This window comes from Streptomyces sp. NPDC090445, from assembly GCF_044769385.1.
GTDB lineage: Bacteria > Actinomycetota > Actinomycetes > Streptomycetales > Streptomycetaceae > Streptomyces.
In genome coordinates this window covers 191,172-208,983 of the sequence record NZ_JBIVXV010000005.1, presented here as the reverse complement: position 1 = coordinate 208,983, position 17,812 = coordinate 191,172, and the positions used below count along the sequence as shown (strand labels likewise).

Here is a 17,812-nt window from a genome sequence, read left to right as displayed (position 1 = left end):
GGCCCGGGCTCAGACCGGGACCGGGACCGGGGCTCAGGCTCAGGACGGGCCTGGGGCTGGGTGCAGGACCGGGTGTGGGTGGGCGGGTCAGGAGGAGGGGTCTCGGGTGAGGCCCAGGCGGGTGCGGAGGGGGATGCGTTCGTCGGTGGCGACGGCCGACGCGCCGTCGGTCACCGTCTCGTAGACGGCGAGGATGTCGGCACCCACGGTCGACCAGTCGAAGCGGCGCACGTGCGCGGAGCCGCGCGCGCTGAGCTCCGCCCGCCGCGCCGGGTCCCGCAGCAGTTTCACCGCGGCCGCGGCGAGGGCGTCGGCGTCCTCGTTCGCGAACAGCTCCCCCGCCGCGCCCTGGTCCAGGACCTGGGCGAACGCGTCCAGGTCGGAGGCGAGTACGGCGGCCCCGGCCGACAGGGCCTCGACGAGGATGATGCCGAAGCTCTCGCCGCCGGTGTTGGGGGCGACGTACACGTCCACGCTGCGCAGCAGCCGCGCCTTGTCCTCGTCCGAGACCATGCCGAGGAACTCCACGCGCTCCCGCAGCTCGGCGGGCAGGGAGGCCACGGCCTCCTCCTCGTCGCCGCGGCCCGCGACGAGCAGCCGTACGTCGGGGCACTCCTCGGCGATCCGCGGGAACGCCGCCATCAGCACGGGCAGGCCCTTGCGCGGCTCGTCGATGCGGCCGATGAACCCGAGGGTCTGCCCGGCCCATTCGGCCTTCGGCTCGGCGGAGGCGAAGAAGTCCACGTCGACGCCGTTCGGGATGACGACGGCGTCCCCGCCGAGGTGTTCCACGAGGGTGCGCCGGGCGTACTCGCTCACCGCGATCCGCGCGCTGATCTTCTCCAGGGCCGGCTGGAGGATCGGGTACGCCGCGATCATCGCCCGCGACCGCGGGTTGGAGGTGTGGAAGGTGGCCACGATCGGGCCCCGTGCGGCCCAGCAGGAGAGCAGCCCGAGCGACGGCGAGGCGGGCTCGTGGATGTGGATCACGTCGAAGACGCCCTCGTGCAGCCAGCGCCGCACCCGCGCCGCCGACAGGAACCCGAAGTTCAGCCGGGCCACCGAGCCGTTGTAGGGCACCGGCACGGCCCGCCCGGCCGAGACCACGTACGGCGGGAGGGGGGTCTCGTCGTCGGCCGGGGCGAGCACCGACACCTCGTGGCCGAGGCGGATCAGGTGCTCGGCGAGGTCCCGGATGTGGAACTGGACGCCGCCGGGCACGTCCCACGAGTACGGGCAGACGATGCCGATCTTCACGCGGAGCGCTCCTCCAGGTCGTCCAGCCACAGCCGCTGGAGCATGTGCCAGTCCTGCGGGTGGTCGGCGATGCCCTGCGCGAAGGCGTCGGCCACCGCCTGCGTCATGGCGGCGGTCTTCTCGGTCCTGGTCCCGGTGGCGGGGACCTCCACCTCGGGGTGGATCCGGCCGTACAGCTTGGGCGTGTCGCCGTAGTACAGGGTGGCGGGCAGCAGGGCGGCGCCGGTCTGCTGGGCCAGCAGGGCCGGCCCGGCGGGCATCCGGGCGGTCGCGCCGAAGAAGTCCACCTCGACGCCGGACGCGGACAGGTCCCGGTCGGCGACGAGGCAGATCAGGCCGCCGGCCCGGAGCCGGCGGGCCAGGGTGCCGAAGGCGGCGCCGCCGCTGTGCGGGAGGACCTCCATGCCGAGGCTCTCGCGGTAGGCGACGAAGCGGTCGTAGAGCGACTCGGGCTTCAGCCGTTCGGCGACGGTGGTGAAGGGGATGCCCAGGTGCCCGGTGACCCAGGCGCCGGCGAGGTCCCAGTTGGCCAGGTGGGGCAGGGCGACGATGACCCCGCGGCCGGAGGCGACGGCCTCCTTGAGGATGTGGTCGTCCTTGAGGGAGACGTCGGTGCCGAACCGCGCGGGGTCCATCGTCGGCAGCCGGAAGGACTCCATCCAGTACCGCATGTACGAGCGCATGCCCGCCCGCGACAGCTCCCGGAGCCGCTCGGGCCCGGCGTCCGGCACGACCCGGGCGAGGTTCGACTCCAGCCGCAGCACGCCCTTGCCGCGGCGCCGCCACGCGAAGTCGGCGATCCGGTGGCCGAGGGCCACCGCCGCGGGCTCGGGAAGCTTCTTCACGGCGGCCCAGCCGAGCCCGTACAACCCGTCGACCAGGCGGTCCTGTGCGGCGCCCATCAGGCGGCACCCGGCCCGGACGCGGCCGCGGCGTCGGCCTCGGCCGCCTCCCGGCGTACGGTGACCACGCGCTGGATCAGGGTGACGAGGGAGCCGACCGCCACCGCCCAGAGCGCGACCGGCAGCAGCACGCCGAGCCACGAGGGCGCGCCAAAGGTCTGCAGCCCGGACAGGCCGGCCGCGACCAGCGAGATCACCAGGCGTTCGGCGCGCTCGACGAGGCCGTTGACGGCCACGGGCAGGCCGATGGACTCGCCGCGGGCCTTGGTGTACGAGACGACCTGGCCGCTGGCCAGGCAGAAGATCGTCACCGCGCACAGCACGTTGTCGTTGCCGAGGCCCGCGTACCAGAGCGCGAGGCCGCCGAAGATCGCCGCGTCGGCGACCCGGTCGAGGGTGGAGTCGAGGAAGGCGCCCCAGCGGCTGGAGACCCCGGCCTGGCGGGCCATGTTCCCGTCGAGGAGGTCGGAGAACACGAAGAGCGTGATGGTGATCGTGCCCCAGAAGAACTCGCCCCGGGGGAAGAAGACCAGCGCTCCGGCCACCACACCGGCCGTGCCGATGAGCGTGACCGCGTCCGGGCTCACCCCCCGCCGGAGGAGAAAAGCGGCGAATGGCGTGAGAACACGCGTGAAGAACGCACGCGCGTACTTGTTCAGCATGGCCTTCCCGGAGGGTCGCTGGGCCGTACGGCCCCATCGGCCACCGGCTGGCCCATCGTAGCCAGCGGCCCGGGGCGGCATACCCGCGCACCCACCGGTTCGTGCCGGGCAATCGGCCGGGCGCCGCCGGAGCCCGCCGGCACCCGGCCCGGCCCCCTGCCCGAAACCCGCGGGGAGCCGGTCCGGCCGTGCTCCCGCCATGCGCCGGACGGCGGCGCGTATTACATATGGACGCAGAGTGACGCCGGTGCAAAGCTCGAAGGACGCCGATCACCTCCTCACCGTCACCCCGGGAGGCACGAGCATCATGGGAGCCACATCACACCAAGCCGGAGCCGCCGGCAGGGCACCGACGGCCGACCGGCCCTCGTCCGTACGGAACGTCGTGCTGGTCGGCCACAGCGGGGCCGGCAAGACCACGCTCGTCGAGGCCCTCGCCCTCACCGCCGGAGCCGTCACCAGGGCCGGCCGGGTCGAGGACGGCGCCACCGTCTCCGACCACGACGAGATCGAGCACCGCCAGCAGCGTTCCGTACAGCTCTCCCTCGTCCCCGTCGAATGGGGCGGGGTCAAGGTCAACATCCTGGACACCCCCGGATACGCCGACTTCGTCGGCGAGCTCAGGGCCGGTCTGCGCGCCGCGGACGCGGCCCTTTTCGTCGTCTCCTCCTCGGACGGCATCGACGGCGCCACCCGCATGCTGTGGGAGGAGTGCCAGGCCGTCGGCATGCCCCGCGCCATCGTCGTCACCCATCTGGAGGCGGCCCGCGCCGACTACGCCCAGATGGCCGCGGTCTGCGGGGAGGCCTTCGGCGCCGACGACCCCGACGCCGTCATCCCCCTCTACCTCCCGCTGTACGGCCCCGCCGGGCCCGACGGGCACGCACCCGTCACCGGCCTCCTCGGCCTGCTGACGCAGCGCGTGTACGAGTACGCCGGCGGCGACCGCGTCGAACGCGACCCCGCGCCCGAGGAGCTCGAACAGATCACGGAAGCCCGCTCCCGCCTCATCGAGGGCATCATCGCGGAGAGCGAGGACGAGACCCTCATGGACCGCTACCTCGGCGGCGAGGACATCGACCTCAAGACGCTCGTCGACGACCTGGAGCGCGCCGTCGCCCGCGGGACCTTCCACCCGGTCCTGATGGCCGCGCCCGCGGCGGACGGCGCCCGCCAGGGCCTCGGCACCGTCGAACTCCTCGAACTGGTCACCGGCGGCTTCCCCACCCCCCTCGAAACCGCCCCCGTCCCCGTCACCGCCCCCGACGGCGCCGAACGCCCGGCCGTCACCTGCGACCCCGACGGCCCCCTCGTCGCCGAGGTCGTCAAAACCTCCTCCGACCCCTACGTGGGCCGCATCTCCCTCGTGCGGGTGTTCTCCGGCACCCTCCGCCCCGAGCAGACCGTCCACGTCAGCGGCCACGGCCTCACCGACCGCGGCCACGAGGACCACGACGTCGACGAACGCATCGGCTCCCTCACCTCCCCCTTCGGCAAACAGCAGCGCCCCCTCACCCAGGTCATCGCCGGCGACCTGGCCTGCGTGGCCAAGCTGGGCCGCGCCGAGACCGGCGACACCCTCTCCGCCAAGGACCGGCCCCTGCTCATGGAGCCGTGGCAGATGCCCGACCCGCTGCTCCCGGTCGCCATCCAGGCCCACAGCAAGGCCGACGAGGACAAGCTCTCCCAGGGCCTCGCCCGCCTCGTCGCCGAGGACCCGACCATGCGGCTGGAGCAGAACCCGGACACCCACCAGCTCGTCCTGTGGTGCCTGGGCGAAGCCCACCAGGACGTCGCCCTCGAACGCCTGCGCACCCGGTACGGCGTCCAGGTCGACCCGGTCCCCCACAAGGTCAGCCTGCGCGAGACCTTCGGCGCGAAGGCCGCGGGCCGGGGCCGGCACGTCAAACAGTCCGGCGGCCACGGCCAGTTCGCCATCTGCGAGATCGAGGTCGAGCCGCTCCCGCCGGGCAGCGGCATCGAGTTCGTCGACAAGGTCGTCGGCGGCTCCGTGCCCCGGCAGTTCATCCCCTCCGTCGAGAAGGGCGTCCGCAGCCAGGCCGCCCGCGGCGTGGCCGCCGGCTACCCCCTCGTCGACATCCGGGTGACCCTCCTCGACGGCAAGGCCCACTCCGTGGACTCCTCCGACGCCGCCTTCCAGACCGCCGGCGCGCTCGCCCTGCGCGAGGCCGCCGCCGAGGCCACCGTCCACCTCCTCGAACCCGTCGCCGAGCTCACCGTCCTCGTACCCGACGACTACGTCGGCCCCGTCATGAGCGACCTCGCCGGCCGGCGCGGCCGCGTCGTCGGCACCGAGCAAGCCCCCCAGGGGCGCACCCTGGTCCGCGCCGACATCCCCGAGATCGAGATCAGCCGCTACGCGATCGACCTGCGCTCCGTCTCACACGGCACCGGCAGCTTCACCCGCGACTACGCCCGCCACGAACCGATGCCGCCGCATATCGCCGACAAGGTGCGCGAACAGCTGGAGAAGGGAAGCACTCTGGCGTAGCGCCAGGGAGCCGCCCGTCCAACCCTCTTGCGGCGGGCGGCATTTCCCTGTCCCATGACCGTGGGGGCAGATACGCCGATAGGCTCATCCGCGCGGCACAACAGCACGACGCACAGCGATGGGGGCAGCGGTGGCGGACGACGGATTCGACTTCAGGCCCGGGGCACAGATCCCACTCCAGGGCGGTGGCGGCCAGACCGCCGCGACCAACGCCCTCGCCTCGGCGGCCTACCGCGACGGGGGCAAGGACACCAAGCTGTCCGCGATTCTCGACGCCAACAACGAGTACCACTCCTCCACCGTCAAGGCCCCGAGAATCTCCCTCTTCGAGCCGAACCTCGGCGAGGCCTTCTGCCGCGCCGTCGAGGCCCGGACGCTCCCGGCCGGCCGCAAGCCGATCATCCAGTCCTTCGGCGCCGACCCGCAGACCGTGGTGGAGCACTGCCTGGCCGCCTCCCACATCCGCAAGCAGCGCGACCGCAAGCTGCGCCTGATCATGCTGGTCGCCGGGGTGGTGTTCCTCCCCGGCCTGCTGCTGTGGCTCGGCCTGTTCCAGCTCCGCAAGACCCTGCTGGGCAGCGAGAAGTACGCCTCCTGGATGAGCACCCTCGTCCTGGTCGGCGTCGGCCTCGTCGCGGCCGTCATGATGTTCCGGCTGCCGTTCGACGGGTTCCTCGGCCTCTACCTGCGCGGCATGATCATCGCGCCGGCCCTCGGCTGGTTCCTCGCCCGCCGGATCTGCGAGTCCACCGCCGCCGACCTGCGCTCCCGCTGGGACGGCCTCCTCTCGGGCGGCGGCATCGGCGCCAAGATCCCCGAGGCCGTGCCCGGCAACCCCGACGAGAAGGCCCGCGAGGACCTGCGCCACGCCCTGGCCAAGCTCACCGCCGAGAACCGCAGCAACTCGGTCTTCTACGCCGGCCCCAAGGGGATCCTCGGCATGGGCACCCGCTGGGGCAGCTGGCAGCTGGCCGAGGAGCTCGTCCCCAAGACCGAGGGCGCGGACATCCACCCGTTCCGCAGCTGGGACGTCATACGGGCCGTCGACACCGAGCTGCGCAAGCTGGAGCGCGGCCCCCTGCACACCGGCGGCCTCCCGCCCGCGTCCGTCCAGCACTGGATCGTCGCCCCCGTCGGCGAGGGCGCCGCCGAGGTGGCCCGCCCGTCGGGCGCGGACGTGGACACCTTCCTCGTCAAGGCGCACGAGATCACCCGCATCTGCAACGAGCAGCAGTTCAGCGGCGGCAACCGGCACTACCTCGGCATCCAGTACCCGCTGTGGGACGGCCAGCTCGTGATCACCATGCTGGTCACGGTCACCGTGCTCTACAAGACGCTGCGGGTGGAGGTCACCGGCCACGCCCTCGGCCCGGTCCACGGCCTGTTCGGCACGAAGTCCAAGCCCCCGGTGGTGGAGGTCCCCAAGTCGATCAGGTTCTGGGAGACCGTGGAGCGCCCGCTGCCCCTGATCGACGCCCAGGAGGTGGTCCGGCTCGCCGTCCGGGCCCCGCTGACCTGGTACCCGCCGCTGCTGGACTACTTCGGCGGCAAGCTGGTGCTGCCCGAGCCCTTCGGCGCCCGCCACGTGTGGGCGGGCCAGCCGTGGCGCCACCGGTTCATGGCCGACGACGCGATGCGCGCCGCGACCCCGGTCCTGCGCGCCGTCCACGCCGCCGCGATGCGGGTCCTGGACGAGAACGGCGTCGACACCGAGCGCTTCGGGAACCGGTCGATGGTGGTCAGCGGCATGGTCCAGGACGCGTCCCCGCGCAAGGCGGACGTCTACGACGCCTGAGCGCTCCGCGGGAAGCCCGTCCGGTCATGGCACCGCAGGCCGGTGGGGGCTGGTCGCGCAGTTCCCCGCGCCCCTTACGGGGCGCGGTACCCGGGCTCAGTCGTTCGGCCAGGCGTCGGCGAGCATCTGCCGGGTGTCGGCAAGGAGCTGCGGCAGCACCTTCGTGTGGCCGACGACGGGCATGAAGTTCGTGTCCCCGCCCCAGCGGGGCACGATGTGCTGGTGCAGGTGCGCGGCGATACCCGCGCCCGCCGCCGAGCCCTGGTTCATGCCGATGTTGAAACCGTGCGCCCCGGACGCCTTGCGCAGCGCGACCATGGCCCGCTTCGTGAGGTCGGCCAGCTCGGCCGTCTCGGCCGCGTCCAGCTCCGTGTAGTCGGCGACGTGCCGGTACGGGACCACCATCAGGTGGCCGCCGTTGTACGGGTAGAGGTTCAGCACGGCGTAGACGTGCTTGCCCCGGGCGACGATCAGGCCGTCCCCGTCGGACATCTCCGGGATCCCGCAGAAGGGGCAGCCGTCCCCGGCCTCCGGGCCGGTGGGCTTGTTCTCGCCCTGGATGTAGGCCATGCGGTGGGGCGTCCACAGCCGCTGGAACGAGTCCTGCGTCCCGACGCCATTCTGCTGCTCCGGCTGAGTCGTCATGTGATGCAGCATATGACCTTGCCCTGGCGCGGCGTGTCGTCGGGGCGGAGATCGCCCCGCGGGCGGGGATCCTGGCCGGATGCACGAAGTATCGGCCGAGCGCAGGCAGCACTGGGAGGACCTGACCGAGGTCCCCCTGCTGATCGCCTCGCTGCTCTACCTCGCCGCCTACGCCGTCTACGTCCTCGTCCCGCCGGCGGAGAGCTGGGTGCGCGGCGTCGCGCTCGTCGTCGTCGGCGGCACCTGGCTGTGCTTCGTCGTGGACTACCTGGTCCGGATGCTGCTGAGCGGCCTGCGCCCGCTGCGCTTCCTGCGCACGCACGTGCTCGACACCCTGGTCCTGCTGCTTCCGCTGCTGCGCCCCCTGCGGCTGGTGCAGATCTACATGGCCCTGCAGCGCCGGCGGGACAGGCCGCGGATGGACCTGTACGCGCGGGTGGTCGCGTACGCCGGGACGGCTGCCGTGCTGCTGGGCTTCGCCGGCGCCCTGGCCGTGTACCAGCAGGAGCGGTACGCGCCCGGGGCGAGCATCGTCACCTTCGGGGACTCGGTCTGGTGGGTGTGCGCGACGCTGACGACGGTCGGGTACGGGGACGTGGTCCCGGTGACGACGATGGGCCGCGTGATCGCCGTCTTCATGATGGCGTTCGGCCTGGCGCTGCTGGGCGCGGTGACGGGCTCGTTCTCGTCGTGGCTCGTCCAGGTCTTCGAGCGGGACGAGCGGAGGCCCCCGCGGAACGGGAAGACCCCCGGGAAGTGAGACTTCCCGGGGGCTTCAGCCCCGCTGGCGCGGGGATCAAGGCACCTTCAGCTCGTGGTGCTTGCGCATCTTCGGATCATCCCCGCTCACGCGGGGAGCAGATCACACCTGGACTCGGCGCTCCACTACGGAAACGAGCTTGGCCAGTGCCTCGTCACGGGCGATCCCGTTCTCCTGCGAACCGTCGCGGTAGCGGAAGGAGACGGTGCCGGCGGCCATGTCGTCGTCACCGACGATGATCATGAACGGAACCTTCTGCTTCTGCCAGGTCCGGATCTTCTTCTGCATGCGGTCGGAGGAGGCGTCCACCTCGACCCGCAGGCCCTTCTTCTTCGCCTCGGCGGCGAACTCCTTCAGGTAGTCCACGTGCGCGTCGCCGATCGGGATGCCGACGGCCTGGACCGGGGCGAGCCACGGCGGCATGGCGCCGGCGTAGTGCTCCAGCAGGACCGCGAAGAACCGCTCGATGGAGCCGAACAGCGCACGGTGGATCATGACCGGGCGCTGGCGGGAGCCGTCGGCCGCGGTGTACTCCAGGTCGAAGCGCTCGGGCAGGTTGAAGTCGAGCTGGACGGTCGACATCTGCCAGGTGCGGCCGATGGCGTCGCGGCACTGGACCGAGATCTTCGGGCCGTAGAAGGCGGCGCCGCCCGGGTCCGGGACCAGCGGGAGGCCCTGCTTCTCGGCGACCTGCTGGAGGGTGGCGGTGGCCTCCTCCCAGACCTCGTCCGAGCCGACGAACTTCTCCGGGTCCTTGGTGGACAGCTCCAGGTAGAAGTCGGTCAGGCCGTAGTCGCGGAGCAGGTTCAGCACGAAGGTGAGGGTGCGGTCCAGCTCCTCCGCCATCTGCTCGCGGGTGCAGTAGATGTGCGCGTCGTCCTGGGTGAAGCCGCGGGCCCGGGTCAGGCCGTGGACGACGCCGGACTTCTCGTACCGGTACACGGTGCCGAACTCGAACAGGCGCAGCGGCAGCTCACGGTAGGAGCGCCCGCGGGCGTCGAAGATCAGGTTGTGCATCGGGCAGTTCATGGGCTTGAGGTAGTAGTCGGTACCACCGTCGAGCTGCATGGGGGGGTACATGCCCTCCGCGTACCAGTCCAGGTGGCCGCTCTTCTCGAAGAGCTGCCCCTTGGTGGCGTGCGGCGAGTAGACGAACTCGTAGTCCTCCTCCTCGTGCCGCTTGCGGCTGTAGTCCTCCATGACCCGGCGGATGATGCCGCCCTTGGGGTGGAAGACGGCGAGGCCGGAGCCGATCTCGTCCGGGATGGAGAAGAGGTCCAGCTCGGTGCCGAGGCGGCGGTGGTCGCGCTTCTCGGCCTCGGCGAGGAAGTCGAGGTGGGCCTTCAGCTCGTCCTTCGACGGCCAGGCGGTGCCGTAGATGCGCTGGAGCATCGGGTTCTTCTCGCTGCCGCGCCAGTAGGCGGCCGCGTTCCGCATCAGCTTGAACGCCGGGATGTTGCGGGTGGTGGGCAGGTGGGGACCGCGGCAGAGGTCCTTCCAGCACAGCTCGCCGGTCTTGGCGTCCAGGTTGTCGTAGATGGTCAGCTCGCCGGCGCCGACCTCGACGTTCGCACCGTCGTCGGTGGAGGCCGAGCCCTTGATGCCGATGAGCTCCAGCTTGTACGGCTCGTCGGCGAGCTCCTCGCGGGCGGCCTCGTCGGTGACCACGCGGCGGGAGAACTTCTGCCCGCGCTTCTGGATTTCCTGCATCTTCTTCTCGATGGCCTTGAGGTCATCGGGGGTGAAGGGCCGCGCGACGTCGAAGTCGTAGTAGAAACCGTCCCGGACCGGCGGGCCGATGCCCAGCTTGGCCTCGGGGAAGAGCTCCTGCACGGCCTGCGCCATGACGTGCGCGGTGGAGTGGCGGAGGATGTCGAGGCCGTCCGGGGAGGAGATCTCCACGGGCTCGACGGTCTCGCCGTCCTGGACCGCGTAGGAGAGGTCCTTGAGCTCGCCCGCCACGCGCGCGGCGATCACGGTGCGCTCGTCGGCGAAGAGGTCGGCGGCAGTAGTGCCCGTGGCCACCACGCGCTCGTCCCGCTCGGAATCGCGTTGGATGATCACACGGACGTCTGACACCGGTTTCTCCTGACTGAAGGAATGCCACAGCGAACGCTGCGCGACTGAATCGTACCGAGAGCGGCGGCCCGCCCGCGAAACGGTTATGCCTGTTCCCGCGCTGATTCCCGTGCGGGGCGCGACCTCCCGTTCGCTAGCGTGGGGGCATGGCGACGACGACCGGGCCGGTGGGGCCCCTGGACCTCGGCCACGACGCGACCGCGGCCGCCGTGCACCGGATCGGCCGGGCGGCGTACGCGGTGGAGGCGCGGCTGATCGGCTTCGACGGCATACCGGCGCTGCGCGAGAGCCTCGCCGAGCTGCGGGAGCGGCCGCTGCGCTGGCTGGGGGCGGCGGGCGCGGGAGCGGACGGACCTGACGGTTCGAACGGGTCGGGCGGCCCGCTCGCCGGGTTCCTGGCCTGGGAGCGGGAGCCGGACGGCTCGGTGTGCGTGGACCGGTTGTGCGTGGACCCGGCCTGGTTCCGGCGGGGTGTGGCCTCGCTGCTGCTGCGGGCCCTGCTGGCCGAGGTCCCGGCGGACCGGCCGGTGACGGTGTCGACGGGCGCGGCGAACTCCCCGGCGGTGGCGCTGTACGAGCGCTTCGGCTTCGTCCGCGGGGCGGACTTCTCCCCCGTACCCGGTCTGGTCATGGCCTCCTTCACCCTGGTGCCGCGCACCGGCCGGGCGGCCGCTGCCCCGGCCGGCGGCTGAGCGGCCGCGGCGAGGCCGACGGCGGTTCGGCAGCGTCCCGGAGGGGAGCGGGGAACTGCGCGACCGGCCGCAACCGGCCCGCGGACAAGCGCCGACCCCTCACGGGACCTCCCCCATAGCGCTCGGTCTCGGTCAGTCGTCGGCGGCCAGGACGTCCGAGGGGTCGAGGGACTCGTCCATCGACTTGATCAGCCGGTCGCGCTGGGCCTCGTCCAGGGGAACGGCCCGTACGTCGGTGATCTCGGCGACGCGGCGGAAGCCGCCCCGCCGCTGGAGCCGCCCGGTGACCCTGATCGGCACTCCGGCGAGGTGGGCGTGCCCGGCCACCCGGTACGCCCGCTCGTCCAGGGCCATCCGCACCTGCGGGACGTCGGCCCCGGACAGCACCCGGAGGCGGACCGCCCCGCCGGCCGCGGGTGTGGTGCGGCGCATGCGGACCACCGTGCCGGTGATCTGCACCGGGACGGAGGGCTCGTCCCGGGTGTAGCGCGCGGAGGCCTCGCGGAGTGCGGGCAGGTCCCCCGGGGAGAACTCCACCGGTTCGGGCCGGGCCGCGCATCCGGCGGGAGCCCCGGCCGCCGGCGCCCAGGCCAGCGCGATCCGGGCGCCCTCCGAGCCGCTGACGAGGTCGATCAGCGCGTCGGCGAGCTCCCGGCTGACGCCGGTCTGGACCGCGGCGTCGAAGGCCTCCATCCCGCCGGTGGTGCGCCGGTAGTCCGCGGCTTCGCGGGCCGCGTGCAGGGCGTGGTGCAGCCAAGTCACGGTGCCGCGGCCGCCGGCGACGGGCAGGTACGCGGTGAGCCGGCCCCCGGCGGAGGACGGCCCGGCCACCACTCCGTCGAGGTCCCGTTCGGCCTGGCGGCGGTGCCGGGCCCCGTAGTACCCGGCGGTGGACCGGGCCGCCAGCGCCCCGGCGAGCAGGAGGCTGTGGGCGGCCGCGCGCAGGTGGTCCTCCACGGTCAGGGCGCGCGGGCTGCGGCCGGGGGTCCGCGGGACCTGGGGGTTCTGCCGCTCCCAGCGGATCTCGTCGCTGGGGACGCTCAGCCCGTGGAGCACCTCGCGGGCGCAGGGCAGGGCGCCGCGGGCGAGCGCGGCGAGCGCTTCTTCGAGCAGGTCGGTGCAGTCGGGGAAGGCGCGGGTCTCCGGGACGAGGAGGCTGGTGCCCGTGCGGGCCGCCGGATCGGCCTCGGGCGGCGTCCACCGCCCGTAGCGGCCGGCCGCGCCTCCGCGGCGCTGCCAGCCGTGCCGGCGCAGCAGGACGCCGAACACGGCCGGGTCGACCCGTTCGGGGTCGGGGACTCCCGGGGCGGGGCGGTCGCCGAACTCCGGCAGGGCGGCAGGCGGTTGGAGGCGCGGTGGCGGCCGGTGCATCAAGGTGTCCCTCCCGACCCGACGAGGGTCATGATCTCGCACAGCGCCCGGTCGTCGAAGATCCGTGTGGTGGGGATCCGGACGGTGGTGCGGCGCCGGCCGGTCACGGGGTGCCCGGCGAGGTTGGTCCAGTAGCAGCAGTGCCGCAGGTCGAGCCGGTCGTGGCCGGCGGACAGCCAGCGGTCGCGCTCGCGCGGGACGAGCATCACGACGAGGATCTTGTGGACGGCGACCGGGGTCCGGGCCAGCTTCACCAGGTGGGCGTTGTCGAGCGTGAAGGCGAAGGTGGGCCCGGGCGGTTCGGGCGGGATCTGGTAGGTCGCCTTCAGCTGCACCTTGATGGTGACCTCGTCGTCCACGACGTGCTCGGGCGCGCCGTGGCTGACCTGCCAGTCGATGCCGTTGTCGGGGAAGGGCTGGGACAGCGAGCAGCCGGCGGCGGCCGCGACGGCGTGCAGGTATCCCACTTGGAGGGTCTCCATGCAGGCGGTGGTGGCGAGTGTGCCGCGCAGCGGTGCGGGGCGCGCCTGGTCGCGCGCACCCGTGCGCCCCTGCAGCACCCCGCCCGGTTCGGGCTGTGTGAGTGCCATGGCCGGATGCTCCCCATGCCCTTGCGGGCTCTGGCCGGATGAGAGCGGGCGGGGTGACGGCCGGTCATGTGTGCGGTCCCCCAGGGTGGTTGTCTCCCCAGCGGGCGGGCCGCAAACGGCGTACGGCGCAAACGGGCCGGGTATCACGGATTCGGGCAAGGGTGGCGTGTTCGACGTACGCCCCATCTGCCGATCGGGGACGAGGAGTTCGCCATGACACGCTGGTACGAGGGCCCGCTGGCCGCATTCGACACGGAGACGACCGGGGTGGACGTGGAGCAGGACCGGATCGTGTCCGCCGCTCTCGTCGTACAGGAGTGCGCGGGCGGCCGGGTCCGCCAGACGCGCTGGCTGGTCAACCCGGGGGTGCCGGTTCCGCGGGAGGCCACGGACGTGCACGGCCTGACGGACGAGTACCTCCAGCACAACGGCCGGTGGCCGGCGCCGGTCGTGGAGGAGATAGCCCGGGCGCTGGCGGAGCAGCAGGTCGCGGGCCGCCCGGTGGTGGTGATGAACGCGCCGTTCGACCTGACCCTGCTGGACCGGGAGTTGCGCCGGCACCGGGCGTCCTCGCTGGCCCGGTACCTGGACAACCGGCCGCTGACGGTGCTGGATCCGCGGGTACTGGACAAGCACCTGGACCGGTACCGCAAGGGGCGGCGCACGCTGACGGCCCTGTGCGAGCACTACGGGATAGAGCTGGACGGCGCGCACGACGCGGCGGCGGACGCACTGGCCTCGCTGGAGGTCGTACGGGCGGTGGGGCGGCGGTTCGCGGGCCGGCTGGAGCGGCTCTCGCCGGCCGAACTGCACACGCTGCAGGCGGTGTGGCACGCGGCGCAGGCGCGCGGGCTGCAGGCGTGGTTCGCGCGGCAGGGGACGCCGGAGGCGGTGGATCCGCACTGGCCGCTGCGGCCGGAGGTGTCGACGGCGGCGTGAGGCGGTGGGCGGCGGCCGTGGGGTGGTGGGTGCCGGGCGGCGGGTGCGGGGCGGGGCGGGCGGTGCGGTGCGGGCCGGGAATGCGGAAGGCCGGTCCGTCGTATGACGGACCGGCCTCTCCCGGTGGGCGATACTGGGATCGAACCAGTGACCCCTTCGGTGTGAACGAAGTGCTCTCCCGCTGAGCTAATCGCCCGGGAACGCACTGAACAATACAAGAGGCACGGGGTCAGGTCCAAACCGCATCCGGCCCGGCGGCCAGCCGGGCGGCCAGGGCGCGCCGCCCGGCCCGCATCATCAGCGTGTGGTTGAGCCGGAAGAGCGGCCGGGCGGGCAGCGACAGGCGGCGCAGCAGCGGCCGCCGCACCTCGACCTCCTGCTCGTAGAGCACCCTCGTCCCGCCGCCGCCCGGGAGCGGGCGTACGGTCCAGCGCGCCCAGCCCTCGATGTCCCCGTGGAGGGCGGCTTCCAGGATCCGGCGCGCGGGGTCGTGCAGCACCTCGGAGGCGGTGATCCGGATCTCGTACGGGAGGACGGAGCGGATGCGCAGTGCGCTGCTGTGCGCGTCGATCCGCTCGATGCCGCGGACCTGCGGCCACCAGCTCCCGTAGTCGTCGGCCTGTTCCAGTACGGAGTAGACGCGTTCGGGCGGGGCGTCGAGGTCCCACAGGCTGCGGAAGCGGTAGCGGCTCCACCGGCCGCGGCGGCTGCGGTCCATGCCTTCAGTCTGGCGCGCCGGGCGGGGGCCGGGGCGTACTCAGCGCGGATCTGAGTACGCGCACCCATGTCCCCGGGGCGTGAGCGGGGCCACACTCCGAGCATGAACATGCCTCTGCCGCCCGCCGAGGAGCTGGCGCTGATCGACCGCGAGCTGGCGCAACTCGATGCCCGGCGCGGCTACTTGCTGGCCCGTCGGGCCTGGCTGCTGCAGTTCGCGGCGGCGTCCGGGACGGCCGGCGGCGGGTTGCCGGTGTCGCAGCCCGTGCGTACGGCGGAGGCCTCGGGCCCGGGTGCGCAGAACGTGCTGCTGACGCTGGGTGCGGTGCTGCTGGCCGTGGCGGCCCTCGCGTTCACCCTGGTCAGCTGGGGCTCCCTGGGGATCGGGGGGCGCTCGGCGGTGCTGGGCGTGGTGACGGTGGCGGCCCTGGGCGCGCCGGCGCTGCTGCTGCGGCGCGGGCTGCGGTCGACGGCCGAGTCGGTGGCGGCGGTCGGGCTGCTGCTGACGGTGCTGGACGCGTACGCGCTGCACGCGGTGGCCCTGCCGGGGACCGGCGGCACGGCGTACGCGGCCGGGGCGTCGGCCGTGCTGGCCGCGGTGTGGGCGGCGTACGGGGCGCTGCTGGCGAGGCTGGTGGTCCCGGCCGCGGGGGCGGTGCTCGCGGCGCAGCTCCCGCTGCCGCTGGCGGCGCTCGCGTCGGCGGAGGGGCCGGTGGGGCTCGGGTGGGCGCTGCTGGCGACGGCGGCCCTGGACTGCGCCCTGGCGGTGTTCGGGGGCTTCGCGGCGGGGCTGCGGGCGCGGGCGGCCTGGACGGGGCCGGCGGTGTGGGTCCTGGCGGCGGTGTGCGGGGCCGGCGCGCTGCTGTGCGGCGTGCCGGGGCTGGCGGCGGCGGGGGCTGCGGCCGCTGCCGCGGAGCCGGCGCTGCTGGTCGCGGGGTGTGCGGTGCTGGGCGTGGCGGTGGCCTGGCGGGTGCCGGCCGCGTCGGGCGCCGCGCTGGCGGGCGGTCTGGCGGCGGTGGCGGCGCTGGCCGGCCCGGCCCGGCCGGAGCTGGCGCCGGGCTGGCCGGTGGTGCTGTGCCTGCTGCTCGCGCTGCCGCTGCTGGGCGCGGCCGCGGTGGCCGCGCTGCCGGGGGCGGTGCGGCGCGGCCTGGGCGGGGCGGGAGCCGCGGTGGCGGCGGGGGCCGCGCTGTGGGGTCTGGCGTCGGCGCTGGCGCCGGTCCTGTCGCGGGTGGAGGTGGCCCGGGACGCCTGGACCCCGGTCGTCCCGGCCGGGGTGGCGGCGTACGGCCCCGGCGCCGCGGCGACCACGGCCCTGCTGGTCACGGCGGCGGCCGCATGGTGGACGCCCCGCCTCCTGCCGGAGCGCTCCGCGGGAGGTGCTGCTGCGGTCCGGCGCTCGTCTGCGGCCCGGTCGTGGCCGGTCACGCAGTTCCCCGCGCCCCTTCGGGGCGCTGCCGAACCGCCGTCGAGCGCGGACACGGCAGGGGTGCCGGGTACGGGTGTGTCGGTGGCGGCGGCTGTGCGGGCGGTCGCGGTGGTGTGCGGCTGGGCCGGGCTGTTCACGGCCCCGATGGGCAAGGGGCTGCCGGTGGCGGTGGTGCTCGGGGCGCAGCTGGCGGTGACGGCGGCGACCGCCGCGCTGGCACTGCGGGCGGCGGCCGGCACCGGGGAGGCGGCCGGCGCGGGCACGGCGAGCGCCACGGGCGCCACGGAGACCACAGGTGCCGCGGGTACGGCGGGTTTTGCCGACGGTGTCGGGAGGGTGGCCGCGGTGTGTGCTGCGGTCGGGGCCGTGGATGTGGCTCTCGCGGCGCTGGACGGGCGCTGGGCCACCTTCGCGGTGTTCGGGGCGCTCGGTGCGGGCTGTGCCGCGGTGGCGGCGCGGCGGAGCGCCCCGGCGGACGTGCGGGCGGGCGCGGCGGTGCTCGCCGTCGGGTACGCGGCGGCCGTGGTGGCGGCGCTGTGCGCGCTGGCGGGGCTCGCGGTGGCCTGGTGGTCCCTGCCGCTGCTGGCGGTGGCCGCGGCGCCGGCGGCCGCGGGGCCGCGGCTGGGCCGGGTGCGCCCGGCGGCGGAGGCGGCCGGGGCCGGGGTGGGCGTGGTGGCGCTCGCGGCGGCGGTGCGGGAGCCGGCGGTGCTGTCCCTGGCGTGCGCGCTGGCGGCGGTGGTCTGCGCGGGGGCGGCCGTCCGGCCGGAGCGGCGCCGGCTGGGCTGGGCGGCCGCGGTGCTGGGCGTCGTGGCGGCGTGGCTGCGCCTGTGGGTGTCCGGGGTGACGGTGACGGAGGCGTACACGCTGCCGGTGACGGCGGCGGCCCTGGCGGTGGGGCTGCTGCGCCGCCGCAGGGACCCGGAGGCCTCGTCCTGGACGGCGTACGGGCCGGGGCTGGGGGCGACGCTGCTGCCCGGCCTGGCCGAGGCCTGGCAGGACCCGTACTGGCTGCGGCCGCTGCTGCTGGGCGCGGCGGCGCTCGCGGTGACACTGGTGGGCGCGCACCGCAGGCTGCAGGCCCCCCTGCTGCTGGGCGGCGGCGTCCTGGCCGCGGTGGCCCTGCACGAGCTGGCGCCGTACGTGGTCCAGGTGGTCGGGCTGCTGCCGCGGTGGCTGCCGCCGGCACTGGCGGGGCTGCTGCTCCTGGCGGTGGGGGCGACGTACGAGAAGCGGCTGCGGGACGCGCGCCGGCTCCGGGCGGCGCTGGGCCGCTTCCGGTGAGGAACGCCCGGAACCACCCGGAACGCCTGGAAACGCCGAGGGCCCGGAGACGGTTTCCGTCTCCGGGCCCTCGGTCCGGGTGGGCGATACTGGGTTCGAACCAGTGACCTCTTCGGTGTGAACGAAGCGCTCTCCCACTGAGCTAATCGCCCGGGCGCACCGCAAACATTACCCCATGTGAGCG

14 protein-coding genes and 2 tRNA genes are annotated in these 17,812 nt (G+C 74.0%); 6 read left to right on the top strand and 10 right to left on the bottom strand.

Annotated elements, in window-relative coordinates:
- Nucleotides 1–87 precede the first annotated feature (87 nt).
- Genes ACIQUT_RS14230 through pgsA form a run of 3 tightly spaced genes read right to left on the bottom strand, consistent with a single transcriptional unit; the run spans nt 88 to nt 2,902 of the window.
- Nucleotides 88–1,257 carry a glycosyltransferase family 4 protein gene (locus tag ACIQUT_RS14230; protein ID WP_403562848.1) on the bottom strand — a complete coding sequence of 390 codons (1,170 nt, stop codon included), beginning with the start codon at nt 1,255–1,257 and terminating at the stop codon, nt 88–90.
- Complete coding sequence (locus ACIQUT_RS14225; RefSeq protein ID WP_403562846.1) at nt 1,254–2,159, bottom strand: phosphatidylinositol mannoside acyltransferase; 906 nt, start codon at nt 2,157–2,159, stop codon at nt 1,254–1,256. Before ACIQUT_RS14225 ends, ACIQUT_RS14230 begins: the two co-directional genes overlap by 4 nt.
- Nucleotides 2,159–2,902, bottom strand: a complete 744-nt coding sequence (pgsA, locus tag ACIQUT_RS14220; RefSeq protein ID WP_403562844.1) for a phosphatidylinositol phosphate synthase — start codon at nt 2,900–2,902, stop codon at nt 2,159–2,161. The genes ACIQUT_RS14225 and pgsA overlap by 1 nt, the downstream gene beginning before the upstream one ends.
- 226 nt (nt 2,903–3,128) lie before the next feature.
- Here pgsA and ACIQUT_RS14215 point away from each other — a divergent pair, with 226 nt between their 5' ends.
- Nucleotides 3,129–5,333, top strand: coding sequence for an elongation factor G-like protein EF-G2 (locus ACIQUT_RS14215; protein WP_403562842.1), 2,205 nt, complete (start codon nt 3,129–3,131; stop codon nt 5,331–5,333).
- Nucleotides 5,334–5,463: 130 nt separating this feature from the next.
- Nucleotides 5,464–7,128, top strand: coding sequence for a hypothetical protein (locus ACIQUT_RS14210; RefSeq protein ID WP_403562840.1), 1,665 nt, complete (start codon nt 5,464–5,466; stop codon nt 7,126–7,128).
- 96 nt (nt 7,129–7,224) lie between these two features.
- On the opposite strand, the gene ACIQUT_RS14205 is transcribed toward ACIQUT_RS14210, so the two are convergent.
- Complete coding sequence (locus ACIQUT_RS14205) at nt 7,225–7,785, bottom strand: HIT family protein (RefSeq protein ID WP_403562838.1); 561 nt, start codon at nt 7,783–7,785, stop codon at nt 7,225–7,227.
- 67 nt (nt 7,786–7,852) lie between these two features.
- Here ACIQUT_RS14205 and ACIQUT_RS14200 point away from each other — a divergent pair, with 67 nt between their 5' ends.
- Nucleotides 7,853–8,533 (top strand): potassium channel family protein, encoded by a 681-nt coding sequence (locus tag ACIQUT_RS14200; protein WP_403562836.1) that lies wholly within the window; start codon nt 7,853–7,855, stop codon nt 8,531–8,533.
- Nucleotides 8,534–8,635: 102 nt separating this feature from the next.
- Here the strand turns inward: ACIQUT_RS14200 and thrS are convergent, their stop codons facing one another.
- Nucleotides 8,636–10,612 carry a threonine--tRNA ligase gene (gene thrS, locus ACIQUT_RS14195; RefSeq protein WP_403562834.1) on the bottom strand — a complete coding sequence of 659 codons (1,977 nt, stop codon included), beginning with the start codon at nt 10,610–10,612 and terminating at the stop codon, nt 8,636–8,638.
- A gap of 146 nt (nt 10,613–10,758) precedes the next feature.
- Here thrS and ACIQUT_RS14190 point away from each other — a divergent pair, with 146 nt between their 5' ends.
- Nucleotides 10,759–11,304, top strand: a complete 546-nt coding sequence (locus ACIQUT_RS14190) for a GNAT family N-acetyltransferase (RefSeq protein WP_403562832.1) — start codon at nt 10,759–10,761, stop codon at nt 11,302–11,304.
- 132 nt (nt 11,305–11,436) lie between these two features.
- Here the strand turns inward: ACIQUT_RS14190 and ACIQUT_RS14185 are convergent, their stop codons facing one another.
- Both ACIQUT_RS14185 and ACIQUT_RS14180 read right to left on the bottom strand, forming a co-directional pair.
- Complete coding sequence (locus tag ACIQUT_RS14185; protein WP_403562830.1) at nt 11,437–12,675, bottom strand: hypothetical protein; 1,239 nt, start codon at nt 12,673–12,675, stop codon at nt 11,437–11,439.
- Nucleotides 12,675–13,265 carry a DUF4365 domain-containing protein gene (locus ACIQUT_RS14180; RefSeq protein WP_403562828.1) on the bottom strand — a complete coding sequence of 197 codons (591 nt, stop codon included), beginning with the start codon at nt 13,263–13,265 and terminating at the stop codon, nt 12,675–12,677. Before ACIQUT_RS14180 ends, ACIQUT_RS14185 begins: the two co-directional genes overlap by 1 nt.
- A 213-nt stretch (nt 13,266–13,478) precedes the next feature.
- On the opposite strand from ACIQUT_RS14180, the gene ACIQUT_RS14175 reads away from it, so the two are divergent.
- Entirely contained in the window at nt 13,479–14,204 is a 726-nt protein-coding gene (locus ACIQUT_RS14175) for a 3'-5' exonuclease (RefSeq protein ID WP_403562826.1), read from the top strand.
- A 124-nt stretch (nt 14,205–14,328) separates the two neighbouring features.
- On the opposite strand, the gene ACIQUT_RS14170 is transcribed toward ACIQUT_RS14175, so the two are convergent.
- Both ACIQUT_RS14170 and ACIQUT_RS14165 read right to left on the bottom strand, forming a co-directional pair.
- A tRNA-Val gene (locus ACIQUT_RS14170) sits at nt 14,329–14,400 on the bottom strand.
- 33 nt (nt 14,401–14,433) lie between these two features.
- Nucleotides 14,434–14,922, bottom strand: coding sequence for an SRPBCC family protein (locus ACIQUT_RS14165; RefSeq protein ID WP_403562824.1), 489 nt, complete (start codon nt 14,920–14,922; stop codon nt 14,434–14,436).
- Between the two features lie 102 nt (nt 14,923–15,024).
- Here ACIQUT_RS14165 and ACIQUT_RS14160 point away from each other — a divergent pair, with 102 nt between their 5' ends.
- Nucleotides 15,025–17,628 carry an SCO7613 C-terminal domain-containing membrane protein gene (locus ACIQUT_RS14160; protein WP_403562822.1) on the top strand — a complete coding sequence of 868 codons (2,604 nt, stop codon included), beginning with the start codon at nt 15,025–15,027 and terminating at the stop codon, nt 17,626–17,628.
- Nucleotides 17,629–17,708: 80 nt separating this feature from the next.
- Here ACIQUT_RS14160 and ACIQUT_RS14155 read toward each other — a convergent pair.
- Nucleotides 17,709–17,780 (bottom strand) — tRNA-Val (locus ACIQUT_RS14155).
- Nucleotides 17,781–17,812: the final 32 nt, after the last annotated feature.